This window comes from Neptuniibacter sp. QD48_55 (assembly GCF_047778115.1).
Classification (GTDB): domain Bacteria; phylum Pseudomonadota; class Gammaproteobacteria; order Pseudomonadales; family Balneatricaceae; genus Neptuniibacter.
Genome location: NZ_CP180555.1, coordinates 1,280,700 through 1,303,062 on the forward strand (window position 1 = coordinate 1,280,700; position 22,363 = coordinate 1,303,062).

At 43.0% G+C, this 22,363-nt stretch carries 15 protein-coding genes and 1 tRNA gene; 11 read left to right on the forward strand and 5 right to left on the reverse strand.

The window, feature by feature from the left end; all coding sequences use genetic code 11:
• The first annotated feature begins 333 nt into the window (after nt 1-333).
• From speE to ACMXYW_RS05830, 4 genes are all read left to right on the forward strand, one after another.
• Nucleotides 334-1,203: a polyamine aminopropyltransferase gene (speE, locus tag ACMXYW_RS05815; RefSeq protein WP_415905554.1), complete on the forward strand. Its 870-nt coding sequence runs from the start codon at nt 334-336 to the stop codon at nt 1,201-1,203.
• Between the two features lie 125 nt (nt 1,204-1,328).
• Nucleotides 1,329-2,519 (forward strand): MFS transporter, encoded by a 1,191-nt coding sequence (locus ACMXYW_RS05820; protein ID WP_415905555.1) that lies wholly within the window; start codon nt 1,329-1,331, stop codon nt 2,517-2,519.
• Between the two features lie 156 nt (nt 2,520-2,675).
• Complete coding sequence (locus tag ACMXYW_RS05825) at nt 2,676-4,040, forward strand: ATP-binding protein (RefSeq protein ID WP_415905556.1); 1,365 nt, start codon at nt 2,676-2,678, stop codon at nt 4,038-4,040.
• A gap of 52 nt (nt 4,041-4,092) precedes the next feature.
• On the forward strand, nt 4,093-4,782 hold the full coding sequence (locus ACMXYW_RS05830) for a response regulator (protein ID WP_415905557.1): 690 nt from the start codon (nt 4,093-4,095) through the stop codon (nt 4,780-4,782).
• Between the two features lie 69 nt (nt 4,783-4,851).
• Here the strand turns inward: ACMXYW_RS05830 and ACMXYW_RS05835 are convergent, their stop codons facing one another.
• From ACMXYW_RS05835 to dusA, 5 genes are all read right to left on the reverse strand, one after another.
• Nucleotides 4,852-8,721: an autotransporter domain-containing protein gene (locus tag ACMXYW_RS05835; protein WP_415905558.1), complete on the reverse strand. Its 3,870-nt coding sequence runs from the start codon at nt 8,719-8,721 to the stop codon at nt 4,852-4,854.
• 130 nt (nt 8,722-8,851) lie between these two features.
• A complete protein-coding gene (locus ACMXYW_RS05840) occupies nt 8,852-9,580 on the reverse strand; it encodes an alpha/beta fold hydrolase (RefSeq protein ID WP_415905559.1) in 729 nt (242 codons plus the stop codon).
• Nucleotides 9,581-9,886: 306 nt separating this feature from the next.
• Entirely contained in the window at nt 9,887-11,581 is a 1,695-nt protein-coding gene (locus tag ACMXYW_RS05845; protein ID WP_415905560.1) for an HAD family hydrolase, read from the reverse strand.
• Between the two features lie 391 nt (nt 11,582-11,972).
• Complete coding sequence (gene tal / locus ACMXYW_RS05850; protein ID WP_415905561.1) at nt 11,973-12,923, reverse strand: transaldolase; 951 nt, start codon at nt 12,921-12,923, stop codon at nt 11,973-11,975.
• Nucleotides 12,924-12,940: 17 nt separating this feature from the next.
• Nucleotides 12,941-13,924: a tRNA dihydrouridine(20/20a) synthase DusA gene (dusA, locus tag ACMXYW_RS05855; RefSeq protein ID WP_415905562.1), complete on the reverse strand. Its 984-nt coding sequence runs from the start codon at nt 13,922-13,924 to the stop codon at nt 12,941-12,943.
• A gap of 170 nt (nt 13,925-14,094) precedes the next feature.
• Between dusA and ACMXYW_RS05860 the strand changes: the two genes are divergently transcribed.
• The 7 genes from ACMXYW_RS05860 (at nt 14,095) to ACMXYW_RS05890 (ending at nt 22,359) form a co-directional block, all read left to right on the forward strand.
• Nucleotides 14,095-14,484, forward strand: coding sequence for a diacylglycerol kinase (locus ACMXYW_RS05860; RefSeq protein ID WP_415905563.1), 390 nt, complete (start codon nt 14,095-14,097; stop codon nt 14,482-14,484).
• Between the two features lie 106 nt (nt 14,485-14,590).
• On the forward strand, nt 14,591-16,093 hold the full coding sequence (gene gltX, locus ACMXYW_RS05865) for a glutamate--tRNA ligase (RefSeq protein ID WP_415905564.1): 1,503 nt from the start codon (nt 14,591-14,593) through the stop codon (nt 16,091-16,093).
• A 166-nt stretch (nt 16,094-16,259) separates the two neighbouring features.
• Nucleotides 16,260-16,335, forward strand: a tRNA-Ala gene (locus ACMXYW_RS05870).
• A gap of 200 nt (nt 16,336-16,535) precedes the next feature.
• Nucleotides 16,536-17,777, forward strand: a complete 1,242-nt coding sequence (locus tag ACMXYW_RS05875) for a tyrosine-type recombinase/integrase (protein WP_415905565.1) — start codon at nt 16,536-16,538, stop codon at nt 17,775-17,777.
• A gap of 340 nt (nt 17,778-18,117) precedes the next feature.
• The gene (locus tag ACMXYW_RS05880) at nt 18,118-19,839 is read left to right on the forward strand and encodes a type I restriction-modification system subunit M (protein WP_415905566.1); all 1,722 of its coding nucleotides are present in this window, start codon (nt 18,118-18,120) and stop codon (nt 19,837-19,839) included.
• Nucleotides 19,829-21,085, forward strand: a complete 1,257-nt coding sequence (locus tag ACMXYW_RS05885; RefSeq protein WP_415905567.1) for a restriction endonuclease subunit S — start codon at nt 19,829-19,831, stop codon at nt 21,083-21,085. The genes ACMXYW_RS05880 and ACMXYW_RS05885 overlap by 11 nt, the downstream gene beginning before the upstream one ends.
• Nucleotides 21,085-22,359: an FRG domain-containing protein gene (locus tag ACMXYW_RS05890; protein ID WP_415905568.1), complete on the forward strand. Its 1,275-nt coding sequence runs from the start codon at nt 21,085-21,087 to the stop codon at nt 22,357-22,359. Before ACMXYW_RS05885 ends, ACMXYW_RS05890 begins: the two co-directional genes overlap by 1 nt.
• Nucleotides 22,360-22,363 lie beyond the last annotated feature (4 nt).

Sequence of the window (22,363 nt, forward strand, 5' to 3'; positions counted from 1 at the left end):
CGTGTTTCGCTAGCTTCTAATGTTGTAAAAAAAAGTTCATAAAATGGATAAAGTAGCAAATAATAAATTTATTTCTGATTGTTTGATCAAAAATGTTATTTGGGTTGAAGAAAAATGTTAGTCCGATGAGTGGGTTAAATTCCGCGGAATAGCAGTGTTGAATAATGTGGAATCTTTGTGCTCTAGAGGGAGTGGAAATGCTTTGTTTTTTACCTTTTTCGGGGTATAAATGCGACCAAAATTTAAGGCCTGCGAAGTTAGGTTTATACTCTAAATTAATGTAGTGCGTTTAACGGTGCTACCCCTTTTTTCGTTAGTTAGCGAGTAAAGCAAGTGACAACGTCTTTAAAAGAAAATTTATACAAAGAAACACTCCATAAAGGTTACGGTCAGGAATTTGATGTTGAGGAAGTGTTGTTCGAGCAACAAACGGATTCTTGGCATCTAATTATTTTCCGTAATCCCGTTTATGGCACTGTTATGGCGTTGGACGGGATTATTCAAACTACGGAAAGAGATGAGTTTGTTTACCATGAAATGCTAACGCATGTGCCAATTCTGGCTCACGGGAATGCAAAAAGAGTTTTGATCATCGGTGGTGGCGATGGCGGCATTCTGCGTGAAGTATGTCGTCACCAGTCAGTTGAACATGTTACTCAAGTAGAAATCGATCAAGCCGTAATCGATATGTGTAAAACATATCTTCCAAATCACTCTGCAGGTGCTTTTGAAGATCCACGTGCCAATATCGTGATCGCTGATGGCGTTGAATACGTTAATCAAACCGATGAAAAGTTTGACGTAATCATCTCCGATTGCACTGACCCTGTAGGCCCAGGTGAAGTGTTATTCTCGAGTCGTTTTTACGAAGGGTGTAAGAACTTGCTGACAGAGGGTGGTGTTTTTGTCGCACAGAACGGTGTGCCTTTCCTACAACAAGATGAAGTGATTACGACTCGTCGCCGTTTAAGCCCGTACTTCAAAGACCAATCGTTCTACACCGCGGCTGTCCCTACCTATATCGGTGGTTTGATGACGTTGGCGTGGGGTTCAGATAATGAGTCATTACGAACGATCGATTTGGAAGAGTTGCAAAAGCGCTATGACAACAGCGGTATCGAAACTTGTTACTACAACCCTCAAATGCACTTAGGTTGCTTTGGCTTACCGCAATATTTATTAAATGCTTTAAAAGAGGCATGATGACGAGTGGCACTATCTAGTTAACGTACTAGTTAAAATAGTTATCTAGTCTACTCGATAGCCGGTTGCCTTCAGGTGAACCGGCTTTTTATTTTTTATCAGCCAGGAAAGGGACCGATCAGCTTATGCCGCAGTTCGATCAATATATTCGCCTTTCTGGATTCTATTTCTTCTATTTCGCCTTATTAGGTGCTTTGGTTCCGTACTGGAGCCTTTATCTCAAATCATTTCAGTTTGATGCCCAGACCATTGGTTCACTGATGGCTTTGTTGCAATTGTCCCGAATAGTAGCGCCCAATTTATGGGGCTGGATGGCTGACAAAAGCGGCAAACGTGTCGAGATAGTTCGGTTCGGTGCGTTAATGACCTGCATAATGTTTGTCGGTATCTTCTGGCAAACAACCGCCATAGGGATCGGCTTAGTAATGTTAGGCTTTAGCTTCTTCTGGAATGCAGTACTCCCCCAGTTTGAAGTGATAACCCTAAGTCAGCTTGGCAAAGACAAAGCTCGATATAGCCGCATAAGACTGTGGGGTTCGATCGGATTTATTGTAACGGTCGCAGGTCTAGGTGCTTTGCTTGATTATATTGATATCCGTTGGTTGCCTTGGATTCTCTTGGGATTAATGATCTTAATTTGGCTGAATACCTTGTTTATCCCGCCGAATACTGCTCAATCAGATTCGGCTAATGTATCAGCGGATAAGCGTAGTTTTACGCAGCTGTTGCTACGTCCGCAGGTAATGGTCTTTTTTATTATTTGCTTCTTAGTTCAATTTGGACACGGAGCTTACTACACCTTTTACAGCGTTTTGATGGTCGATGTTGGATTTAGTCGATCAGAAGTTGGGCTGCTTTGGGCGGTAGGTGTTATCGCAGAGGTAATCATCTTTATCTATATGCATTGGATGATACAGCGATGGGGGATACGCAATATTATGCTGGTCAGTTTGTTACTTTGTGTACTTCGCTGGTGGCTAATAGGTCTAGTCCCGGAAAATCTATGGATAATGCTATTTGCCCAAACGCTTCACTCCGCAACATTTGGAACCTTACATGCTGTCGGAATTGCTTTGGTACATCAGTATTTCACCGAGCAAACCCACGGGCAGGGCCAAGCTTTATTTTCTAGCGTAGGCTTTGGCTTGGGTGGCGCGCTGGGAGCTTATGTTAGTGGCTTGTTATGGGATGATTTTGGCTCGTTAACTACGTTTTCTGTATCTGCTTTGGCAAGCCTCTTTGCTGTTATCTTAGCGTTTGTTTGGATCTTTCCTAATAGGCTAAAAGCTCAACAACCCTTTGTGGACAAAATGTGAAGGTTGTTACAAATCTCTTATGCTGTTGGATCTTTTCCATTAGGCTTATAAGCCATTTTACATCTGAAAGTCACTATGATTTCCAACCTAAGAAAAAGTATCACCCTCAAACTCATTTTTGTACTTATCAGCATTAGTGTCATGTTGGTAGGGGCAATGGCTCTGGCAACACGTTTAAGTTTTCAAGAGAGTTTTCTTGATTATGTCACTGCAGCTGAGCTGGCCGAACTTGATGAGATGGAAAAAATCTTATCTGAAAAATATAGAGAGGAGGGCTCTTGGGACTTTGTTGCTTATAACCATCGAGTATGGAGGCAATATCTTCCAGAAAAAATAAGGTCGAAGCATAAGAATAAAGGCCCCAAAGTTTATGGGGGAGGGCATGAAAGCTTACTTCGTAATCATCGCCAGGGTAAGAAACCCCCACCAAAAGATCAAACTGGTTTAAGCAAGAGGTTGAGGCTATTAGATACAACAGGTCATCTTTTAATTGGTCCCCCTGATAGCAATGGACGGACTATGGAAAGGCCGATCGTACTAGATGGAAAAACCATCGGATTTTTAAGCCTCTCATATGTCCCACTTCCAATTGCTGGAATCGATGAGCGCTTTCGAGAAGATCATCAAAACGTTATCTATTACATAGCAATAGCCTCCTTGTTGTTAGCCGTTATAGTCGGGATCCCTATTGGTAGGCGTTTTATTAGACCTGTTAAAGCGATTACTGATGGTGCTCACGAATTAGCACAGGGTAAATTTGATACCCGCATTGAAGTAACGGGCCATGATGAACTTGGTCAACTTGCACATGACTTTAATGGTCTGGCTATGGCTCTAGAAAGAAATGAGAGTCTTAGACGCCAAGGAATGGCAGATATCTCTCATGAACTTCGTACGCCACTAGCGTTAGTTCGAAGTGAAATTGAAGCAATGCAGGATGGGATCCGGCCTTTAAATCAACAACAATTGGAAAAGCTTCACAGCTCTACGCAACAATTGAGCAGTTTAGTTGATGACCTATATGACTTAGCTCTTACTGATGCTGGAGCACTTAACTATCGGAAAGAGGATATTAATCTAGCCGAGATGTTAGAAAGTGCAGCAAGTTCAGCTGAGCATAGTTTGTCGTCATCCGGTTTGTTATTTGAAGTAGATATATCGCCAAACCTTCCTATATTTGGTGACCCAAAGCGACTACGGCAAGTTATTGATAACCTTTTAAAAAACAGTCGACGTTATACCGATCGTCATGGCACTATTCAGCTAACTGCTTGGATGGAAGGCAGTCTTGTTAATTTCTCTATAGAAGATAGTGCACCAGGTGTAGATTCAGATGTTCTACCACGATTGTTTGATCGGTTTTACCGTGAAGAGGGTTCGCGTAACCGAGCAACAGGTGGAGCGGGTTTAGGTTTATCCATTTGTCGAAATATTGTTGAAGCTCATCAAGGTTCTATTACAGCAGAGCCATCTCTTTTAGGTGGGTTGAAAGTAACAGTGTCTCTTTCTGTCGAAGGATAAGTCTTATTCCAAACTAGTCATGCCTGGAGCATAACTAATTTAGTTTGGGCGTATGGCACATCAACAAAATATCCTGATAGTCGAAGATGAAGTTGGTTTAGCAGAAATATTAAGAGATTATCTGCAGGCATCTGGCTTCTCTGTCGAGATGATTCACAATGGCCTTGAGGTCATTAGCTGGGTAAAAAACAACTCACCCGATATGATTCTTTTGGACCTAATGCTACCTGGCAAGGATGGCATGGAAATTTGTAAAGAGGTCCGAAGCTTTTCCAATGTTCCGATTATTATGACGACTGCTCGAGTTGAAGAGATTGATCGTTTGTTAGGTCTTGAACTAGGTTCTGATGACTACGTATGCAAGCCATATAGTCCGCGCGAAGTCGTTGCGCGTGTTAAAGCCGTGATGAGGCGTATGGCAATGATCAGTGGTGAAACGCCAACGCAAATTACCCCAATTAAATTAGATCAAGATAGATTTTTAGCTTCTATCCGTGGTGAAGAACTAGAACTTACTCCTGTTGAATTTCGTATGATGCAAACCTTTTTGGATAATTTAGGTCGGGTGTTTTCTCGTTCTCAGTTAATGGATAAAGCTTACGTGGATCAACGAGTTGTGAGTGATCGAACTATGGATACACATATCAAAAATCTACGAAAGAAAATGCAGCCTTATTTCACCGATAGTGATGTCATTCATTCTGTTTATGGAGTGGGTTATAAGTTTGAGTTGCCCCTATAGCGGTTGTGAAAACAAAAAAGCAGCCAAACAGGGCTGCTTTTTTTCTAGCTTTAAACACTTAACTGTTAATTAGAAAGTCCATTTTAATTTCGCAGATACTGATTGATTATCGAAGCCACTGCTGGTTTCTATATCGTAAGCAACTTCGACGTTGAGGTTTTCATCTTTCTGATAATTCAAACCAAAGCCTGCTTTAATGCTCAGTTCATCAGCTTTAACTCCTTCGGTGGCAAAGCTTACTGAGCTCTCTCCAGCGTAACTTGATGTAATCGCATCATTACTACCAAGTAAGTCATAATTTAAGCCGCCGTTAGCGCTAATCGATACTTTTGGTGAAATCTGACGCTCAAGTGTTGCTCCAGCACCCAGTAATAGTCGTTCGCTGTCGCTGGAATCTACATTAAGGTTAAGTGCTCCAGCACCTGTCTCTGAATAACTCTCAGTAGTTTGATACTGGTAATTTGCTTTTACGTAAGGAGAAACAGTTGTTTGTGAGTTAAGTACATAATCTCGGCTTAAGGTCCCCGATAGTTGGGCACTGTAGCTGTCGTATTTAGCCGTCGCGGTAGTACTATTAAGTGTAACGTAGCGGTTAGAGCTGTTTTTATGCATGCCCAAACCTGCTTGCCAATCTAGGTAAGTTTGACCGTCGATGACAGGCAATGAGCCATAGACTATGGCATTGTAACTGTCGACTTCACTATTTTGGGAAACGTCATTCACATCGATATCACTTTTACTGTAGAACAGTGCCGCACCGATACGATTATTTGGTTGTAGTTCTGTGTCAAAACCTAGCGCGGTACCGTAGGTATCCGCATCATATCCATAAGCATCGTTATTATTGCCTTGCTCCGCACGACTGTAGAAAGGCTTTACCCAGAAATTACGATCTACCAACATCTCATCACCCGTTGATATGCCACTGCCACCTCGTGTATTGCTCTGGCGGTTTGATACTACATTACCAATAGTGCCACTGACATTATTGGCAGTATCGCCAGTTGCTTTAGCTCCATTTGGTTGAGTGCTAGTTATAGCGGCAGAGATTTGTTCAGCAGAAGAGTAGGTTTTTAATTCATCTAGTGCATTTGCAAGTTCTGAATTACTCGTTCCATTGGTAAAAATATGATCCCAGAACTTTGCAACGTGATTGGGCGTATTGCTGGAGCCAGATAGGGCATCACTGAAACTATGTCCTTGCGTCACTGTCACATCAACAGTATCACCGTCTAGAGTGGTTGTAGCATCTAGTAAATAACTACCATCAGTGAATGTAGCTCCGGAAATATCGAGAGAGGTCGTTGCTTCAATTACATCATCAAAACTATCGCCAACGGATATATCACCGTCAAAATTGAAATTAACGACTGAACCTGAGGCGAAAGTAGCTGTTGTAGCTGACCATAGTGAAGCATTTTGCATGGAGCCTAGACCTAGGTTAATTACACCATTAGAGCCTTGAGCATAGCTCCCATCAGAATAGGCTTCTTGATTTGATGCCAGATTGATCGTGCCGTTGTTGATAAAGTCGACATTGGCATCGACCTCTACCAAACCACTAAGCGAGCCATTGTTGGTAAAGGTGCCGTTACCATCATTAATACGTACCGCGTAAGCAGTTGCAATAGGTCCAGAGGCAGTTGCACTGACATCGCCGTTAACGACCAGATCGCCGTCTAAGGTATCAATTTTGATGGCGTAGCTGGTAGCATAGTTCCCATCCTCTGATACATTAGCTGAGACCGTTATATCATTCACGACAACGGCACTATTACTATCAACGGTATCAGCTAAGTTCAAACCATATAGATATGCGGAACTGTCTGCCTGTGCGAAGAGATCAATTGAACCGCTCGAGATAATATTCCCATTCGCAATCGCATCTGTTTTTATACCATAGAGATACACATAATCACCGGAGTCAGCAGTAAAGGTCATTTGGCCTGAATGCGTGATTGAGGAGTCTTCTAGCTCATCGACATCAAATCCATAGATGTATATATCGCCATCTGCTATGACGGAGGCTGAAAGGGAGCCGCTGTTGGTGATTGAACCATATAGGTAGTCACTAGTAGCGCTTATAAAATAAGCTCTTGTGTAACTGTTGCTGGTGAGGTCCATATTTACCGTACCGCTATTTACAATAGATCCATTTACGGCGCCGCTATTAAATATCCAGTAAACCCTGGAGTTAGTACCTGAAGATGAAACAACATTGGTAGTGCCGCTGTGGTTTAAAGTACCGTTGAGATCCCCATCAAAATAGAAGCTGTAGTTATAACTGCGGTCCGAAGTTGCATTTGTAGTTAAGTTAATGGTGCCAGTGTTATTTATCGAACCATTAAAATTGTCTTCGGTATAAACGAGATAGTTATTAATTTGGCTGTTTTCTGAGCTTGAAAGAAGAGAGTAAGTACCGCTGTTGGTGAAATCAAAATCATCAGCTACCGATAAGTTCATACCTATGTTGGTAATGGTTCCATCTTCAGAACTGGCGGTTTGTGTAATCGTTCCGCTGTTAGATACACTGCCATAAACTTCACCATCCTCCTGATCTATAAGATAAAGGTAGGCATTTGCATCATCTTGAGCGGTTGTATTTAAGTTGATGATTCCAGAGTTACTGATATCCGCATTCATATCATTTTGTGACTGAATAAAGTAACTTGAAACCTGACTAGTATCGCTGATTGAGCTGATGTTAATTTGGCCGCTGTTTGAGATTAATGTGCCATTATCTAGGGTTTCGTCAGAATCTATGTAGATTGCAGTGGCTTCACCTGTATAGCTTGATGCCGATAAATCGATTGTGCCTGAATTAGATATTAAGCTGGTGGAATCTGTGTTGTTGGGGTCTAAGTATGTAACAGAAGCATTTCCACCCGATGCCGATGCTAGGATAGTACCGTTATTGGTTATGGATCCGTCCATATAGCTGCTACTGAAAAAAACATCTATATCGGAAACACCAGTGCTAGTCGTTGTGTTTAAAGCGATATCGCCATTATTGATAAAACTACCGGTGCTTTCAGTCCCGCTACCAAATTCAAAACCATTAATTTTAGCACCGGTTGCCCCTATAGCCGTTGCAGTAATACTGCCGTTTTGGGTTTGTGTCGTCATTAGGTATTCTTGATAGAAAAATTCTATATCAGAATTACCATTTGACGATTCTGCTATGGCGATGATGGTGCCGTCTAAGTCTAGATCTATATAGCTGTCGCCAATATTTATTACTTCAGCATCAGCATGAGTATAACCTTCCGCAGATAGGGTTATATTGCCGGGAATGAAGCTACTCTGAGCATCAATAGAACCGCCTAGATAGATGCCTTTAGCATATGCCTGACCTGCCGATGAGATAGAACTGACGTTAACATCGCCGTTATTAATGAGGTCAGCATCTTCAAGATCACTAGCATAAATACCATAAGCAAAACTGTCGGCATCATTATCAGTAGAGGCTTCCAGAGTACCGTTATTGATAAAGCTACCACCATTAAGGTCTTGATATTGAGCGTAGATGGCATAGCTTCCCAATACTTGATTGTTGCTGCCTGTATTCGAGGCTGAGATAGTCCCATTGTTAGTTAATGAGCCCGTAATGTCGTTGGTCAGTGAGCCGCCATTATTGAAGTAAATTCCATATACGTCTGTGGCGGCAGTTGAGAGGGAACTTGCGCTGATGGAGCCATCGTTGGTGATATTACCTGCGTAGCCTTCACCGCCATTAATTGCAATCGCGCCTGTCGTTCCGGTTACCGAGACGCTTCCTGTCGAGGTGATATCCAGATCTTCGTTCTGAGTTAGATTTTGCTCGGTGATTTGCTCATCAGAAATTACGGTGGCTAAAGTGTGATTCGCTTGTGCCATTATCACTAGGCTAATTGCTGTACCTAGTAGCGTCTTATGAAATGGTGCTTTGCCCAAGTTCATATCCCTATCCCTAACTGCTTGTTTTTGTTGGTGCTATTTCAACAATAAAATGAGGAGTAAATAGGGAGAAAATGTGAAGAAAATGTGAAGAAAAGGCCGAAAGTCGAAATGAACTGTAAGCACACATACATTAGTTATTTAACATTGCTTCCCAGATTTTTGACCAGCCTTGTGTGTGACTCGCGTTCACATTCTTAATTTGGATGTTCTCTGGTTTATGGCTAGCGGAAACAAAGGCATCAGCTATAGATTTTGGGACGACAATATCCTTATTCCCGACAAGATGAAGTTGGGGGATATGATTCAGCTCAGTGGCGACGTCGATAGGGTTGAGGGACTCGGTCAATTGCGAAACATGATGTAAGCGATTGAGTCGTTTATGGTCCAGATTTCCCGCAATAGTCGTGATTTCTCGTACATCATCGCGCTCGGCAGCAGCAAGAATTGATACAGCTGCACCTCCGGAAAAGCCAACTAGCTCGACAGTTGATAGCGAGAAATGGCGCTTAATTACATTGATCGCTTGGTTGGTGGAGTCTATGACTTCTTTAGAAAACCGTTTGTTAGACCAATATTGGGAACCGCAAAGGTTGTTTTTGACGTACTGGCAGGGTCGCGCTAGGTATAAAATATTGGCTCGATGATCTAAGGACGCAAGTTCAAGCGCTACAGGCTTTATAGGAGTTGGGTTCTCAGATAATTTGTGTTTGCTAATCCAAGCTAAACCATCACCTTCAATGTAAACATGAAGGGGCTTGGTGGAATCTTTAATGCGATAGTAACTTTGCAGCTGAAATGAATGGGTCTGGATAATTAGGGGTTCTAAAGCAGAAGCATTAGCGATGTTCTGAGCGTTCATTTTTCGTTCTGCCACTGAACTGACGGACAGAGTTTGGCAGCCAGTTAAGAACAATAATAAAAGAGCCACACAGGGAAAATTGACCCTATTGAACATTTTAAATCCCCTAAAAATCCAGTACGAATTACATTAGCTCAAACCTATCATCGAATTAAATAGGAGAATGCGAACAAAATGTGAAGATTAGAAATTAGCGAATTGAGCTAAGACATATTGCACCAAACGATACGATTACTTCGTAAACTGCAGTTAGGAATCTATCCCTTATTCTTGTCAACGGTAGTAAATAGCCGCTTTAGACTACAGCTATTTAATACTCTCAGATCGCTGTTTTCTACATGAAAGCATCAGCGCCCAAAACTCTGAAAAGTCATTAACGACTACGTCAGGTTTATAAGGGTAGCGTTCATTCCCTGGGAATATTTTGTTAAGCCAGGGCTGATCCCACTGAGCACCGTTAAAGAATACACTGGTGATACCTGCAGATTTTGCGGCTATTACATCGGTTGTGCTGTCTCCTACGTACCAGATATCCAAGCCTAGATCGCAATTTAGATTGTCTGCAGCTTTTAGAATTTGGTCAGTGTGAGGCTTACGCTGAACTGTATCATCACCACAAATTTCGGTATCAAAAAGGTGTGCCCAACCATCATCAACGGTATTGAGTTCGTGAATAAAGAATTCGCGATCGCGGTTGGTGATGACGCCGACGGTTAATCCTAGTTTTCTTAGGCCCTCAAGCATATTCCGAACTTTGGGTTCAAAGGGCAGAGCTGTGCCGTAGTATTTGCGGTAATGCTCAGTAAAGCCTTTGTGAGCGAGCTTTTTGGCAATTTCATTGTCTGCAAAGAGGATCTCGAATATATCGGTTCTGGATATCTTGCGATCGAGTTTTATTTTGGGGTGAAGGCTAAGGTTCTCTCGGACATATTCTACAAGCCGTTGATCATCGGGGGATTTGCATTTTGCTGAATCAACCAGCTGTTCTAAAAGTCCCATATTTCGTAGATCTTTGAGCATATCATCCACCGCGTGATACATCGCATCCAGAGTATCTACAAGAGTGGCATGCCAATCAAAGAGGACCACTTTAGGGTAGGTTAGATTCACGACAGCAGGGTGCCAATCAGGTTCTTCCCTCTGCGGTTGAGGCTTTCTTGGTGGTAGTCGTGGAGGCCGTTGTTGTATTAATTCTGGGTTGGTAATGCCATTGCGGCTTTGTAATACGAGATCTAATAACTCGTCAAAATCATCAACGATAATATCTGGATCGTATTGATGGTGAGCCGTTTCAGCAAAGACTTGTTCGAACCAGTGAGGGCTCCACAGCGCGCCATTATAAAAGACCCGTGTCACGCCAGCTTTGGTGGCCGTCATCATATCGGTAACGCTATCGCCCACATACCAGAGGTGCTTATCAGCGAGCTCGTCGACTGATCTGCTTGCCTGAATCATCGAGCTAGGGGCGGGTTTATAGTGCAGCATCTCATCGCCGCAAAGTGTGACATCAAATAACTCTTTCCAGCGGCCATTTTCGACAGCCGCTAATTCGGGTTCTAGAAATTCACGGCTACGGTTGGTTACAACACCAATTTTAATACCTAATTTCTTTAGATAAGTGAGGTAATCATACATGCCTGCTTGGAAGGGCTTTACACTGCCGTAGTGGTTTCGATAGCAGTCATTGTAAGCCTTGTGGGCAATAGCATTAGCTTGGTCGTTATCGCCAAACAAAACCTCAAATACATCGGTTCTGGATATGCGTTGTTCTGCTAAGACCCGTGGATGCAGATGTCGATAGATACGGATATAGCGGATGAGCTTTTCGTCATCTTCTGTCTTGGCATTCTCTTCGGGCAGAATGTGTCGGGTGAGATTTAGCTCGTCTAATTGAGCAAGCATCTCTTCGATGGCTTGATACATTGCGCCGTGGGTATCGACAAGGGTGCCATGCCAGTCAAACAGCATGAGCTTAGGGTAGGGGAGTACTACGGTATCCATATCTGATCTCCTCAGCCAAAATTGAGGGTGGCATAGAAATCAGTATAGACAGGATATTGATTGGGGAACCTACGAACAAGTCCAATACGACCCAGGCTTACAGTGAAATTGAAGCACGAGGCAACGATTACAGGCATGCTGGTGGCCTGTCGAAAATCATTAACAAAGTGATTCAGTTGCTCTGTAAGCCCCGTTGGGTGGGTTCTAAAACGACCATCTACTTTGTCAGTCGACTTGAAAAGGTCTAGACATTTCACTGCGCCGACTTTCGCGTATCTGGTCGTTTTATAATCCACTGGGAAAGTATGAGACTTCTTCGCAGGCTCCTACAGAAAAAGCCCCCAGTAGATTTTCTCTGCTGAGGGCTTTTGGCTATTTATGCAGGGACGTTTTATACCGCTAGAAGAAGCTTCTCTAGCTTGATCTGATCGGCTGCAAAGCTGCGGATACCTTGAGCTAGCTTTTCTGTAGCCATCGCATCTTCGTTCATCATCCAGCGGAATTCTGCTTCGCTCAAAGAAAGTTTACCTTGCTCGGAAGCTGCGGATTCAGGTGCAAGTTTAGTTAGCAGCTCATCAGTGCTGTCCTCTAATTCTTGCATTAGGGCTGGAGCGATTGTTAAGCGATCACAACCTGCTAGCTCTTGGATCTCGCCAATGTTACGGAAGCTCGCACCCATTACGATGGTGTTGTAGCCATTCGCTTTGTAGTAGTTATAGATGCCAGTTACTGATTGGACACCTGGATCGTTAGCACCCGTAAAGTCGCCTTCTTCGTTCGCTTTAAACCAATCAAGAATACGGCCAACGAAAGGAGAGATTAGGTAAACGCCAGCATCTGCGCATGCTGCCGCTTGGGCAAAGCTAAATAGCAGAGTTAGGTTACAGTTAATGCCTTCTTGCTCAAGCTGACGTGCTGCTTGAATTCCTTCCCAAGTAGAAGCAATCTTAATCAGGATACGATCTTTAGAGATACCGGCTTCTTCATAAAGGCCGATCAGCTTACGTGCACGTTCCAATGTTGCTTGCGTGTCAAACGATAAACGTGCATCGACTTCTGTCGAGATGCGACCTGGAATGATATTTAGAATTTCACGACCGATCTCTACCGCAAGGCGATCAGTCATGTTGTCCAGTACTTCTTGCTCGCTACCGCCTTTTTCAGTCGCCCAGCGCTTAGCTGTTTCTAATAGAGCGCTGTATTGTGGAAGCTCAGCGGCTTTTAGCAGTAGAGATGGGTTAGTGGTCGCATCAACAGGTTTAAAGCGAGCAATGGCTTCGATATCACCGGTATCAGCAACAACAGTAGTAATTTCTTTTAGCTTTTCTAACTGACTTGTCATCTTTCTAGTAGTCCATTCTAATCTGGTACACGTTCCAGTGCTTCAAAGAGTACATCAATTGAAGCGCCAGGTTTATGCGCATTTTCGCTAATAAAGCGGCGGAATTGTTTGCCGCCCCGTTGCGCGTGAAATAGCCCAAGCATATGCCGTGTGATGTGGTGAAGCGAAACACCTTCTGCTAACTGTTCTTGAATATACGGCACCATCGCTAGAGCAGCCCCTTTACGGCTGATCTTCTCATCAGGGCAGTTGTATAACTCGTTATCTACATCTGCCAAAAGATAAGGATTTTGATAGGCTTCGCGGCCTAGCATTACACCATCAACATGTTGCAAATGTGTGTGACACTCTTCGAGAGTCTTGATACCACCATTAACGTGAACTTCTAAATCAGGGAATTCCTGCTTTATTTGGTAAACCCAGTCATATTTTAATGGCGGAATATCGCGGTTCTCTTTTGGGCTTAGGCCCTGAAGAATCGCTTTGCGCGCATGGATAATAAAGACATTACATCCACTGCTACGTACTGTCTCTACAAAGCTGACTAGCTCTTCATAGCTGTCCATATCGTCGATGCCAAGACGGTGTTTTACCGTAACAGGGATCTTTACAGCAGCTTGCATCGTTTCTAAACACTCAGCGACTAACTGAGGGTGAGCCATTAGGCAGGCTCCGATCATATTGTTTTGAACACGATCGCTAGGACAGCCAACATTAAGATTCACCTCATTGTAACCATAATCCTCAGCCATCTTGGTACATTGGGCTAAATCGGCTGGGTTGCTGCCACCTAACTGCAATGCAACAGGTTGCTCTTGCGTGTTATAACGCAAAAATCTATCTGCTTCGGCATGGATCAAAGCACCGGTTGTCACCATCTCGGTATATAAAACCGCTTGGCGACTTAAAATGCGGTGAAAATAACGGCAGTGACGGTCCGTCCAGTCCATCATTGGTGCAACGGTAAAACGACGGTTTAGTTTATCTGTTGTAGAGGTCATTAAATGTGTAGATACAATCAAAATCGAAGAACAGAGGCGATTATATACTGTATACCGATTTTGCGCTGCACATAGGTGGATTTTGTCCAACTATTTGTACGGAATCCAATGTATAAGTGATAGCCTTAGCTTCTAACGCTAGGCGATAAATTTAGGGAAATGACTTTACCATGAGCGATAAACCACAGGGTGCGACTGCCAAGAATACGGGCTTAAAGCGTTTTTATTATGCTTCTATCTATTCATGGCAGGGCCTTAAGGCCGCTTATATTCAAGAGCCAGCTTTTCGCTATGAGGTTTGGGGAAGTGCGGTGCTGATTCCCCTATCTTTTATAGTTGCGCAAAGCCCCATGCAATTGGCAGCGTTAATTTGTACTTGCTTGTTGGTGTTAGCTTTTGAGTTGGTTAACAGTGCTATTGAAGCGGTAGTCGATCGCGCGGGCACTGAGTTTCATGAGCTAGCTGGACTTGCCAAAGATCTAGGTTCCGCCGTTGTTATGGTCGCACTGATTATGGGTGGCCTGATCTGGGGGGCTGTACTTTGGGAAAACTATTTATAGTTTCTCTCTCATTATCTATCGCCTAAATGATTTCTTGGTGGCTCGAAAAGGGCCGCTAAGTATATAATTGCCGCTATTCATTTTTATCAGATTTCCAAGGACACCAATGACGACCGTTCGTACCCGTGTTGCACCTTCTCCAACAGGTGACCCTCATGTAGGCACAGCCTATATCGCATTGTTCAATTTAGCCTTTGCTCGTCAGCATGGCGGTCAGTTTATCTTGCGTATCGAAGATACAGACCAAACACGTAGTACGGATGAATCTGAACAGAAGATTCTGGACTCGCTACGTTGGTTAGGTTTGGAATGGGATGAAGGTCCAGACGTAGGTGGTCCTCACGGACCTTACCGTCAAAGCGAACGTAAAGCTGACTATGCAAAATACGCGATGCAGTTGGTCGAAGAAGGCAAAGCGTTCCTTTGCTACCGTACATCTGAAGAGTTGGATGAGTTACGTACTGCTCGTCGCGCAGCAGGCGGTCATACTGCACTTAAGCAAAGCGATCTTGCTCTTCCTGAAGAGGAAGTAGAAAAGCGTAAAGCAGCGGGCGCGCCTTATGTTGTGCGTATGGTTGTACCTGAAGGTGAAGGTGCCTGTGAAGTTGACGATATGCTTCGCGGTACGATTGAGCTGGAGTGGGGCATGGTTGATGCTCAGATTCTGCTTAAATCCGATGGTATGCCGACTTATCACTTGGCAAACGTTGTAGATGATCACCTAATGGAGATCACGCACGTTATCCGTGGTGAAGAGTGGATCAACTCAGCACCTAAGCATAAGTTACTATATGAATACTTTGGTTGGGATATGCCAAAGCTATGCCACATGCCGCTTCTGCGTAACCCAGATAAATCTAAGCTATCTAAGCGTAAGAACCCTACGAGTATTCTGTACTATCAGCGTATGGGCTTCTTGCCTGAAGCATTGTTGAACTACCTAGCTCGCATGGGTTGGTCTATGCCAGATGAGAGCGAGAAATTCACACGTCAACAGATGTTCGATAACTTCGATATTCAGCGTGTATCTCTTGGTGGCCCAATCTTCGATCAGGAAAAACTAAGCTGGTTGAATGGCCTATGGTTGCGTGAAGACTTAGATCCTGCGCAATTTGCAGCTAAGTATCAGGAGTGGGCGTTAAACCCTGAATACCTGATGCAGATCGTTCCGTTGATTCAGCAGCGTGTGGAGAAACTGTCTGATGTGGCCCCACTTGCGAGCTTCTTCCTATCCGGCATGCTGGATATCAGCGAAGAAGATTTTGCGCATAAATCATTAGAACTTGATGATATCCGTAAAATGCTGCAGTACTCAGTATGGTTACTAGATACAGAAACTCAGTGGAATAAAGATCGTCTATTCGCTCAGCTTAAACAGCTTGCTGAAGCAATGGATTACAAAATCCGTGACTTCCTATTCCCTCTGTTTATTGCGGTAGCGGGTACTAACCAGACTGTATCTGTGATGGATTCGATGGCGATCCTAGGCCCAGATATGACTCGTGCGCGTTTACGTCACGCGGTTAATGTTCTTGGCGGTCCTTCTAAGAAAGAAGCGAAACGTTGGGAAAAAGAATACCGTGCATTAAGTGCGCAGATCGAAGGTTAATAGACTGACTCTGTAAGCGAAGAAGTCGGCGAAACCAACTAGGTTCAGCCGACTTCAGTTTTCTTCATGTTTTTACAGATTTTTCCTGCAGTTAGCTGACTTTAAGAGTTTCAATCTTTCTTGACTCTGTTTTTTCGGCTAATTACTATAGCCACACTTCATATATGGGGCCTTAGCTCAGCTGGGAGAGCGGTTCGCTGGCAGCGAACAGGTCAGCGGTTCGATCCCGCTAGGCTCCACCATATACCCTTCCTAATTATTCCTATTCTTTCCTGTATCTAGCGTAATAACTGGCGTTGATCTATATTCTATTCCAGTTAGTTCTTTTGCCTTCTCTTTGCTTCCAAATTTTATGGGGGTGTATATGGGGGTATTAAAGGAGTGTTGGGGGTATTTCGAGTTTTTATACCCCCAGTGTTACATTTAGCAGGGAAGATGAGTCATGAAATTAACAGATGTCAAAATCAAGCAGGCCAAGCCAAAAGAAAAGGACTATAAGCTTAGTGATGGTCGTGGCCTTTTCTTGCTGGTGGCTAAAACCGGATCAAAATATTGGAGAATGAAATATCGATTTGCAGGTAAGGAAAAGCTGCTATCGATTGGGGTATATCCGGAAATCACCCTCAAAAAAGCTCGTAAGGCTACAGATGAAGCTAGAGAATTACTTGGCGAGGGAATAGATCCTTCTCAAGCGAAGCAAGCAAAAGTGTTAGCTCGCGTTGAGTCACTACAGAATAACTTTGAGGCTATAGCCAGAGAGTGGCACAAGCAACAAACGATTAAATGGTCTGATAACTATGCAGATAAAGTTATGCGCTCTATTGAAAGGGACCTTTTCCCATTTATAGGCACGCTTCCTTTTGATGAGATAACGCCACCCTTTCTTTTAAGAGCATTTCGCAAAGTTCAAAATCGTGGTGCTCTCGACACGGCTCACCGGGTTAAACAGCTTACAGGTCAAATTTTTAGATACGCCGTGGCTACAGGTAGAGCTGATCGCGATATCACCCAAGATTTAAACGGAGCGCTAGCTCCTTATAAACGCTCACACTTTCCTGCGATAACAGAGCCTTCAGAAGTAGGTAAGCTTTTGCTGATGCTCGATGACTACGAAGGAACCGTAACTGTTAGGGCTGCACTTCAATTGGCACCGTTAGTTTTTGTCAGGCCGTCTGAATTACGAAAAGCGGAGTGGTCTGAAATCGATTTTGAAAAAGCCGAGTGGCGAATCCCAGCCGAGAAAATGAAAATGGGCATGGATCATATAGTTCCACTTAGCAAACAGGCGATTGAAATCTTATCAGAACAACAGCTTTTCTCAGGTAACTGGCAGTACGTTTTTCCATCGGCAAGGAGTCCACGGCAACCGATGAGTGATAATGCGATCCTAGCTGCTTTCCGCAACATGGGGATTCCTAAAGACAAAATGACGGGGCATGGTTTCCGTGCCATGGCGCGCACTATTTTGGATGAAGTATTAGGGGAGAGAGTTGAGTTGATTGAACATCAGCTCGCCCATGCGGTTAAAGATACTCTAGGCAGGGCTTACAACCGTACTACACACCTACCACAGCGCAAGGAGATGATGCAGCGTTGGGCTGATTACCTTGATCAACTTAGAATGGAAGCTTCAGGTAGCAATATTTTGATCCATCCAGCGTCCAAACAACAGAAACTCGGCTAAAATCCACATCTATGAATCTAAACAGGGCATACCCTTGAGCGCAGTATACCCAAAGCGATACTCCAAACTGTTATAAGTATTAGGAACCTATTGAGCAACCTAGGTTTTCTCGTCTAAATACGGTAACTTACATACCAATAATTTAGATTGGAAATTGCTAGGGTAAGCGATTCTTAAGGATAAGTTTTTAATAGTTATCTGTGCTGTAGTTCTTTGCTAAGCAAGCAATAATTCTACATTTATCCACGTTTCATTTTTTCCCTTCCTTTGAGCATTCCAGATCTTTCTTCTGTAGAAGTACTTAATGTGCTTAACACCCGATTTATAGCTAGGATTCCTAATGACCAGCAATGAAGAACAACTATTTTTAAATAGTTTAGAGAAAAAACTCTGGACCAGTGCTAACAAATTACTACCATCATTAGATGCAGCCCAATATAAACATGTCATGCTGGGTTTGATCTTCCTGAAGTACGTATCCGATGCTTTTGATCTGAGAAAAGAAGAACTCAAAATCCAACTTCAAGATCCGGAACAGGATTATTTTCTAGACCCTGAGGATTTTGGTGGAGTTGATAGCGATGAGTACAAAGAAGAGCTCAGTGCAGAATTAGAAGTCCGTGATTACTACATTGAGACCAATACTTTCTGGGTGCCTGAAACTGCACGCTGGGAATTTCTGCAGAACCAGAATAAAGTCGTAATCAATGGTGAAATTTGGATTGGCCCTAAGGGCAATATTCTTTCTAAGCTGCCTGAGGGTAAAGAAGAAAAACGTAATTGTAAGCGCCTTTCCTCTGTTGGACAGCTTATTGATTTTGCCCTTGAGACGATTGAAGTAGACAACCCTAAACTCAAAGGGGTGCTCAATAAGCGCTACGCCCAGCTACAAATTGACCAAGCTAAGCTAGGTGAGCTGATAGATCTTGTTGCAACTATTCCTTTCCATCATGAATCCCTTAATTCAAAAGATATTCTTGGTCACGTTTATGAATATATGCTCGGCCAATTTGCCTTAGCAGAAGGTAAAAAAGGTGGGCAGTTCTATACACCTAAATCGATTGTAAGCTTAATAGTACAAATGCTTGAACCATTTAAAGGTCGCGTATACGACCCTGCAATGGGGTCTGGTGGTTTCTTTGTACAGTCTGAGCACTTTATCAGCAGCCACAAAGGCCGTATTGGTGAAGTGTCTATCTATGGTCAGGAATATAATCATACCACCTGGCAACTAGCTGCTATGAATATGGCTATTCGCGGTATCGATTTTAATTTCGGTAAAGAGCCTGCGAATACCTATACCAACGACCAGCATCCAGACCTTCGGGCTGACTTTGTGATGGCAAATCCACCATTTAATATGAAAGAGTGGGATGTAGGTGTCGATGATAACGATCCGCGTTGGCAGTATGGCCGGCCCCCGTCAGGTAACGCTAACTTTGCTTGGCTACAACATATGCTTTATCACCTTGCGCCAAATGGCAGCATGGGCCTGTTGTTGGCAAATGGTTCGATGAGTTCTAATACCAATAATGAAGGAGTAATCCGTCAGGCCTTAATCGAAAAAGACTTGGTTGAGTGTATGGTCGCCTTGCCCGGCCAGCTATTTACCAATACTCAAATTCCAGCCTGTATTTGGTTTTTAACCAAAAACAAAGGAGAGCGAACAAGTGCCTCCGGTAGAAAACTTCGAGACCGCAAAGGTGAAGTGTTATTTATTGATGCACGTAACCTCGGTTTTATGAAAGACCGCGTACTACGTGACTTCACCATAGAAGATTTAAACCAAGTAACGGAGACGTTTCATAATTGGCAGGCGGGTGAAGTGTATGAAGATGTGGCAGGTTTTTGTAAAAGCGCAGAACAAGAGCAATTACAAAAACACGACTACGTACTTACCCCGGGCCGTTATGTCGGCGCCGCCACCGAAGAGGACGATGGAGAACCCTTTTCAGAAAAAATGGCGCGTTTGACCGGCCAGTTAAGAATACAGTTTGAAGAATCAGATCGTTTAGGGGCTGAGATTAAAAAGAGCTTGGAGGGGTTGGGTTATGAATGCTGATTGGCCACTAAGAAAGCTTTCAGACGTAGCAGATTTCCTAAACCATAAGCGCGTACCACTAAAGAGTTTGGATAGGGATAAACGCCAAGGTGAATACCCATACTATGGAGCATCAGGAGTGGTTGATCACATTGATGACTATATTTTTGATGGTACCTACCTACTCATTTCTGAAGATGGAGAAAATCTTCGTACCAGAAAAACTCCGATAGCATTTAAAGCGACTGGGAAGTTTTGGGTAAATAACCACGCACATATCTTGGCTGAAAAGGAGGAAGGGATTCTTGATTATTTAGAGTATTATTTCTCAAACCTTGACCTTACTCCCTATATTACAGGGGCTGTTCAGCCGAAGCTCAACAAAACAAATTTAGACACGGTAGAAATTCCAGTTCCTCCAAAAGAAGAAAGGCTATATATAAATCGAGTTTTGAATTCATTTACCAATAAAATCGAACTCAACCGCCAAACCAACCAAACACTCGAACACATCGCCCAAACTATCTTTAAAAGCTGGTTTGTCGATTTTGAACCTACTTATGCCAAAATAGCCGCTAAACAAGCAGGCCAAGACCCTGAGCGTGCTGCCATAGCTGCCATTAGTGGCAAGTCGCTAGAAGAAATCAATCAACTAACCCCAGAACAACAAGAACAACTCAAAGCCACTGCCGCCTTATTCCCTGATCGGCTTATGGAGTCTGAATTAGGTGAAGTGCCGGAAGGTTGGAGAATTCAAATTCTTGAGGATATTCTCGAACTTGCTTATGGGAAAGCATTGAAAAAGTCAGATCGTGTTGACGGTGAGTTTCCTGTTTACGGTTCTGGAGGTTTCACTGGTACTCATCACAAGCCTTTGGTGGATGGTCCAGGCATCATTGTTGGGAGGAAAGGGACGGTAGGAGCATTGTATTGGGAAGATGAATCCTTTTTCCCAATTGATACGGTCTTCTATGTGAAGTGTAAACATGAAACGCGGTTAGTTTACGTGTATTACTTACTGCAAACACTTGGCCTAGATAATATGAATACCGATGCAGCAGTTCCAGGTCTTAATCGGAATAATGTTTACAGGCTTGAAGTAGTTAAACCACCCAAGGATCTTGTTTGCATTTTCTCTTCTTTGATTGAAGGATTTAGAGCCCAAATAGCAACGAATAAGAAAGAAACTATGTCTCTTGTATCAATACGAGATAGCTTACTTCCCAAACTTCTTTCTGGTGAATTGGATAGAAATAAGGTGGCATGATGGAAGCCTTGCAAGAAGAATATCAAGAACGCAAAGAGATTTATTTTAAGAACCTTCCTTTATGGCCTGATTTTGATATTTATGATCAGAACATCGATGGATTGATGCCTTCTGCATATCTAGAAACTTGGGAGCAATTCCATGACGTAGTAAAAAATTACCGTGTTGATGAAGATGGCGTAGAGTATGTTTTTCGTGGACAGCATAATTATGAGTGGGAATTACAGCCAACTCTAGATCGTATGTCACCAGGAGCAATTCAGGAAGATATTGCAAGGAAACAGCTCAGAAATTTTCGCTTGTCAATTCGTGGGCGAGTAGACAATGCAGTTTTGAGTGAAAGTGATGATGAAGAATTGTGGGCTATCGGACAACATCATGGATTGGCTACACCACTGTTAGATTGGTCTTTAGCACCCTACGTCTCCTTATTTTTTGCTTTTGTTAATGAAGATCCGCCATCTTGGGTAGATAATAAAGGCAACCCGACAAATTACAGTCGCGTTATCTATATCCTTAACAAGACTTTTATAGAAGATTTGGTTGAAACTGACGAGTCATGTCCACTTGAAGAAGGCTATCCAAAAATTGTGGAACCATCAAAAGATGATCATGGTCGACTCGTTAATCAAGCTGGTTTGTTCACAATTGCGCCATATGGGGAAACTCTCGAATCTGCGCTGTTAAAGGCACTTGTTGATTCAGATGTGGACGTAGATAACCCTGAAGAAGTTAGTAAGTACATATGTAAATTACATTTACCTAACTCTGCAGAGTTCAGGCGGGATTGTTTACGGCATTTAAGGAAAATGAATATTCATCACGCTAGCTTATTTCCTGATGTAATTGGAGCGTCTGGCTATTGTAATGAGTTGATCAATGAAGCAATTGAAGGGAAAAATAAACCTAAGCCCTCTTCTCAAAACGCTGTTCCTAATTTAGATGAGAAAGCCGAGATAAATTCAGAATCTGTTAGTTGGGTGCCAGGTTCTAACGTTGTAGAGCCAACTTTTATGAATGCCTTGGTTGTAAATGAAAAGGTTCAACTTTCTGTATCTGAATCTATTCTGCAGCATGTTGTTGCATTGGCGATAGATTTTGTAGAAACAAAATCGGGCGTGGACTGGTTTAAGAGGGATTCTCAAAAAGCCAGATTACGTAATATTATTAGGCGAGAACTAAAGAGAGTTAACTTCCCAGATGATCTTGTGGCAGAAGCTGCTCAATCGCTTATAGATGCTTTAGCGAAAACTCAGAACGATAAGGATGAGTAATAGA

Coding starts and splice junctions, on each gene's coding strand:
- ACMXYW_RS05820 (WP_415905555.1), top strand. CDS start 1,329: ATGCCGCAGTTCGATCAATATATTCGCCTTTCTGGATTCTATTTCTTC.
- ACMXYW_RS05825 (WP_415905556.1), top strand. CDS start 2,676: ATGGCTCTGGCAACACGTTTAAGTTTTCAAGAGAGTTTTCTTGATTAT.
- ACMXYW_RS05830 (WP_415905557.1), top strand. CDS start 4,093: ATGGCACATCAACAAAATATCCTGATAGTCGAAGATGAAGTTGGTTTA.
- ACMXYW_RS05835 (WP_415905558.1), bottom strand. CDS start 8,721: ATGAACTTGGGCAAAGCACCATTTCATAAGACGCTACTAGGTACAGCA.
- ACMXYW_RS05840 (WP_415905559.1), bottom strand. CDS start 9,580: ATGAACGCTCAGAACATCGCTAATGCTTCTGCTTTAGAACCCCTAATT.
- ACMXYW_RS05845 (WP_415905560.1), bottom strand. CDS start 11,581: ATGGATACCGTAGTACTCCCCTACCCTAAGCTCATGCTGTTTGACTGG.
- tal (WP_415905561.1), bottom strand. CDS start 12,923: ATGACAAGTCAGTTAGAAAAGCTAAAAGAAATTACTACTGTTGTTGCT.
- dusA (WP_415905562.1), bottom strand. CDS start 13,924: ATGACCTCTACAACAGATAAACTAAACCGTCGTTTTACCGTTGCACCA.
- ACMXYW_RS05860 (WP_415905563.1), top strand. CDS start 14,095: ATGAGCGATAAACCACAGGGTGCGACTGCCAAGAATACGGGCTTAAAG.
- gltX (WP_415905564.1), top strand. CDS start 14,591: ATGACGACCGTTCGTACCCGTGTTGCACCTTCTCCAACAGGTGACCCT.
- ACMXYW_RS05875 (WP_415905565.1), top strand. CDS start 16,536: ATGAAATTAACAGATGTCAAAATCAAGCAGGCCAAGCCAAAAGAAAAG.
- ACMXYW_RS05880 (WP_415905566.1), top strand. CDS start 18,118: ATGACCAGCAATGAAGAACAACTATTTTTAAATAGTTTAGAGAAAAAA.
- ACMXYW_RS05885 (WP_415905567.1), top strand. CDS start 19,829: ATGAATGCTGATTGGCCACTAAGAAAGCTTTCAGACGTAGCAGATTTC.
- ACMXYW_RS05890 (WP_415905568.1), top strand. CDS start 21,085: ATGGAAGCCTTGCAAGAAGAATATCAAGAACGCAAAGAGATTTATTTT.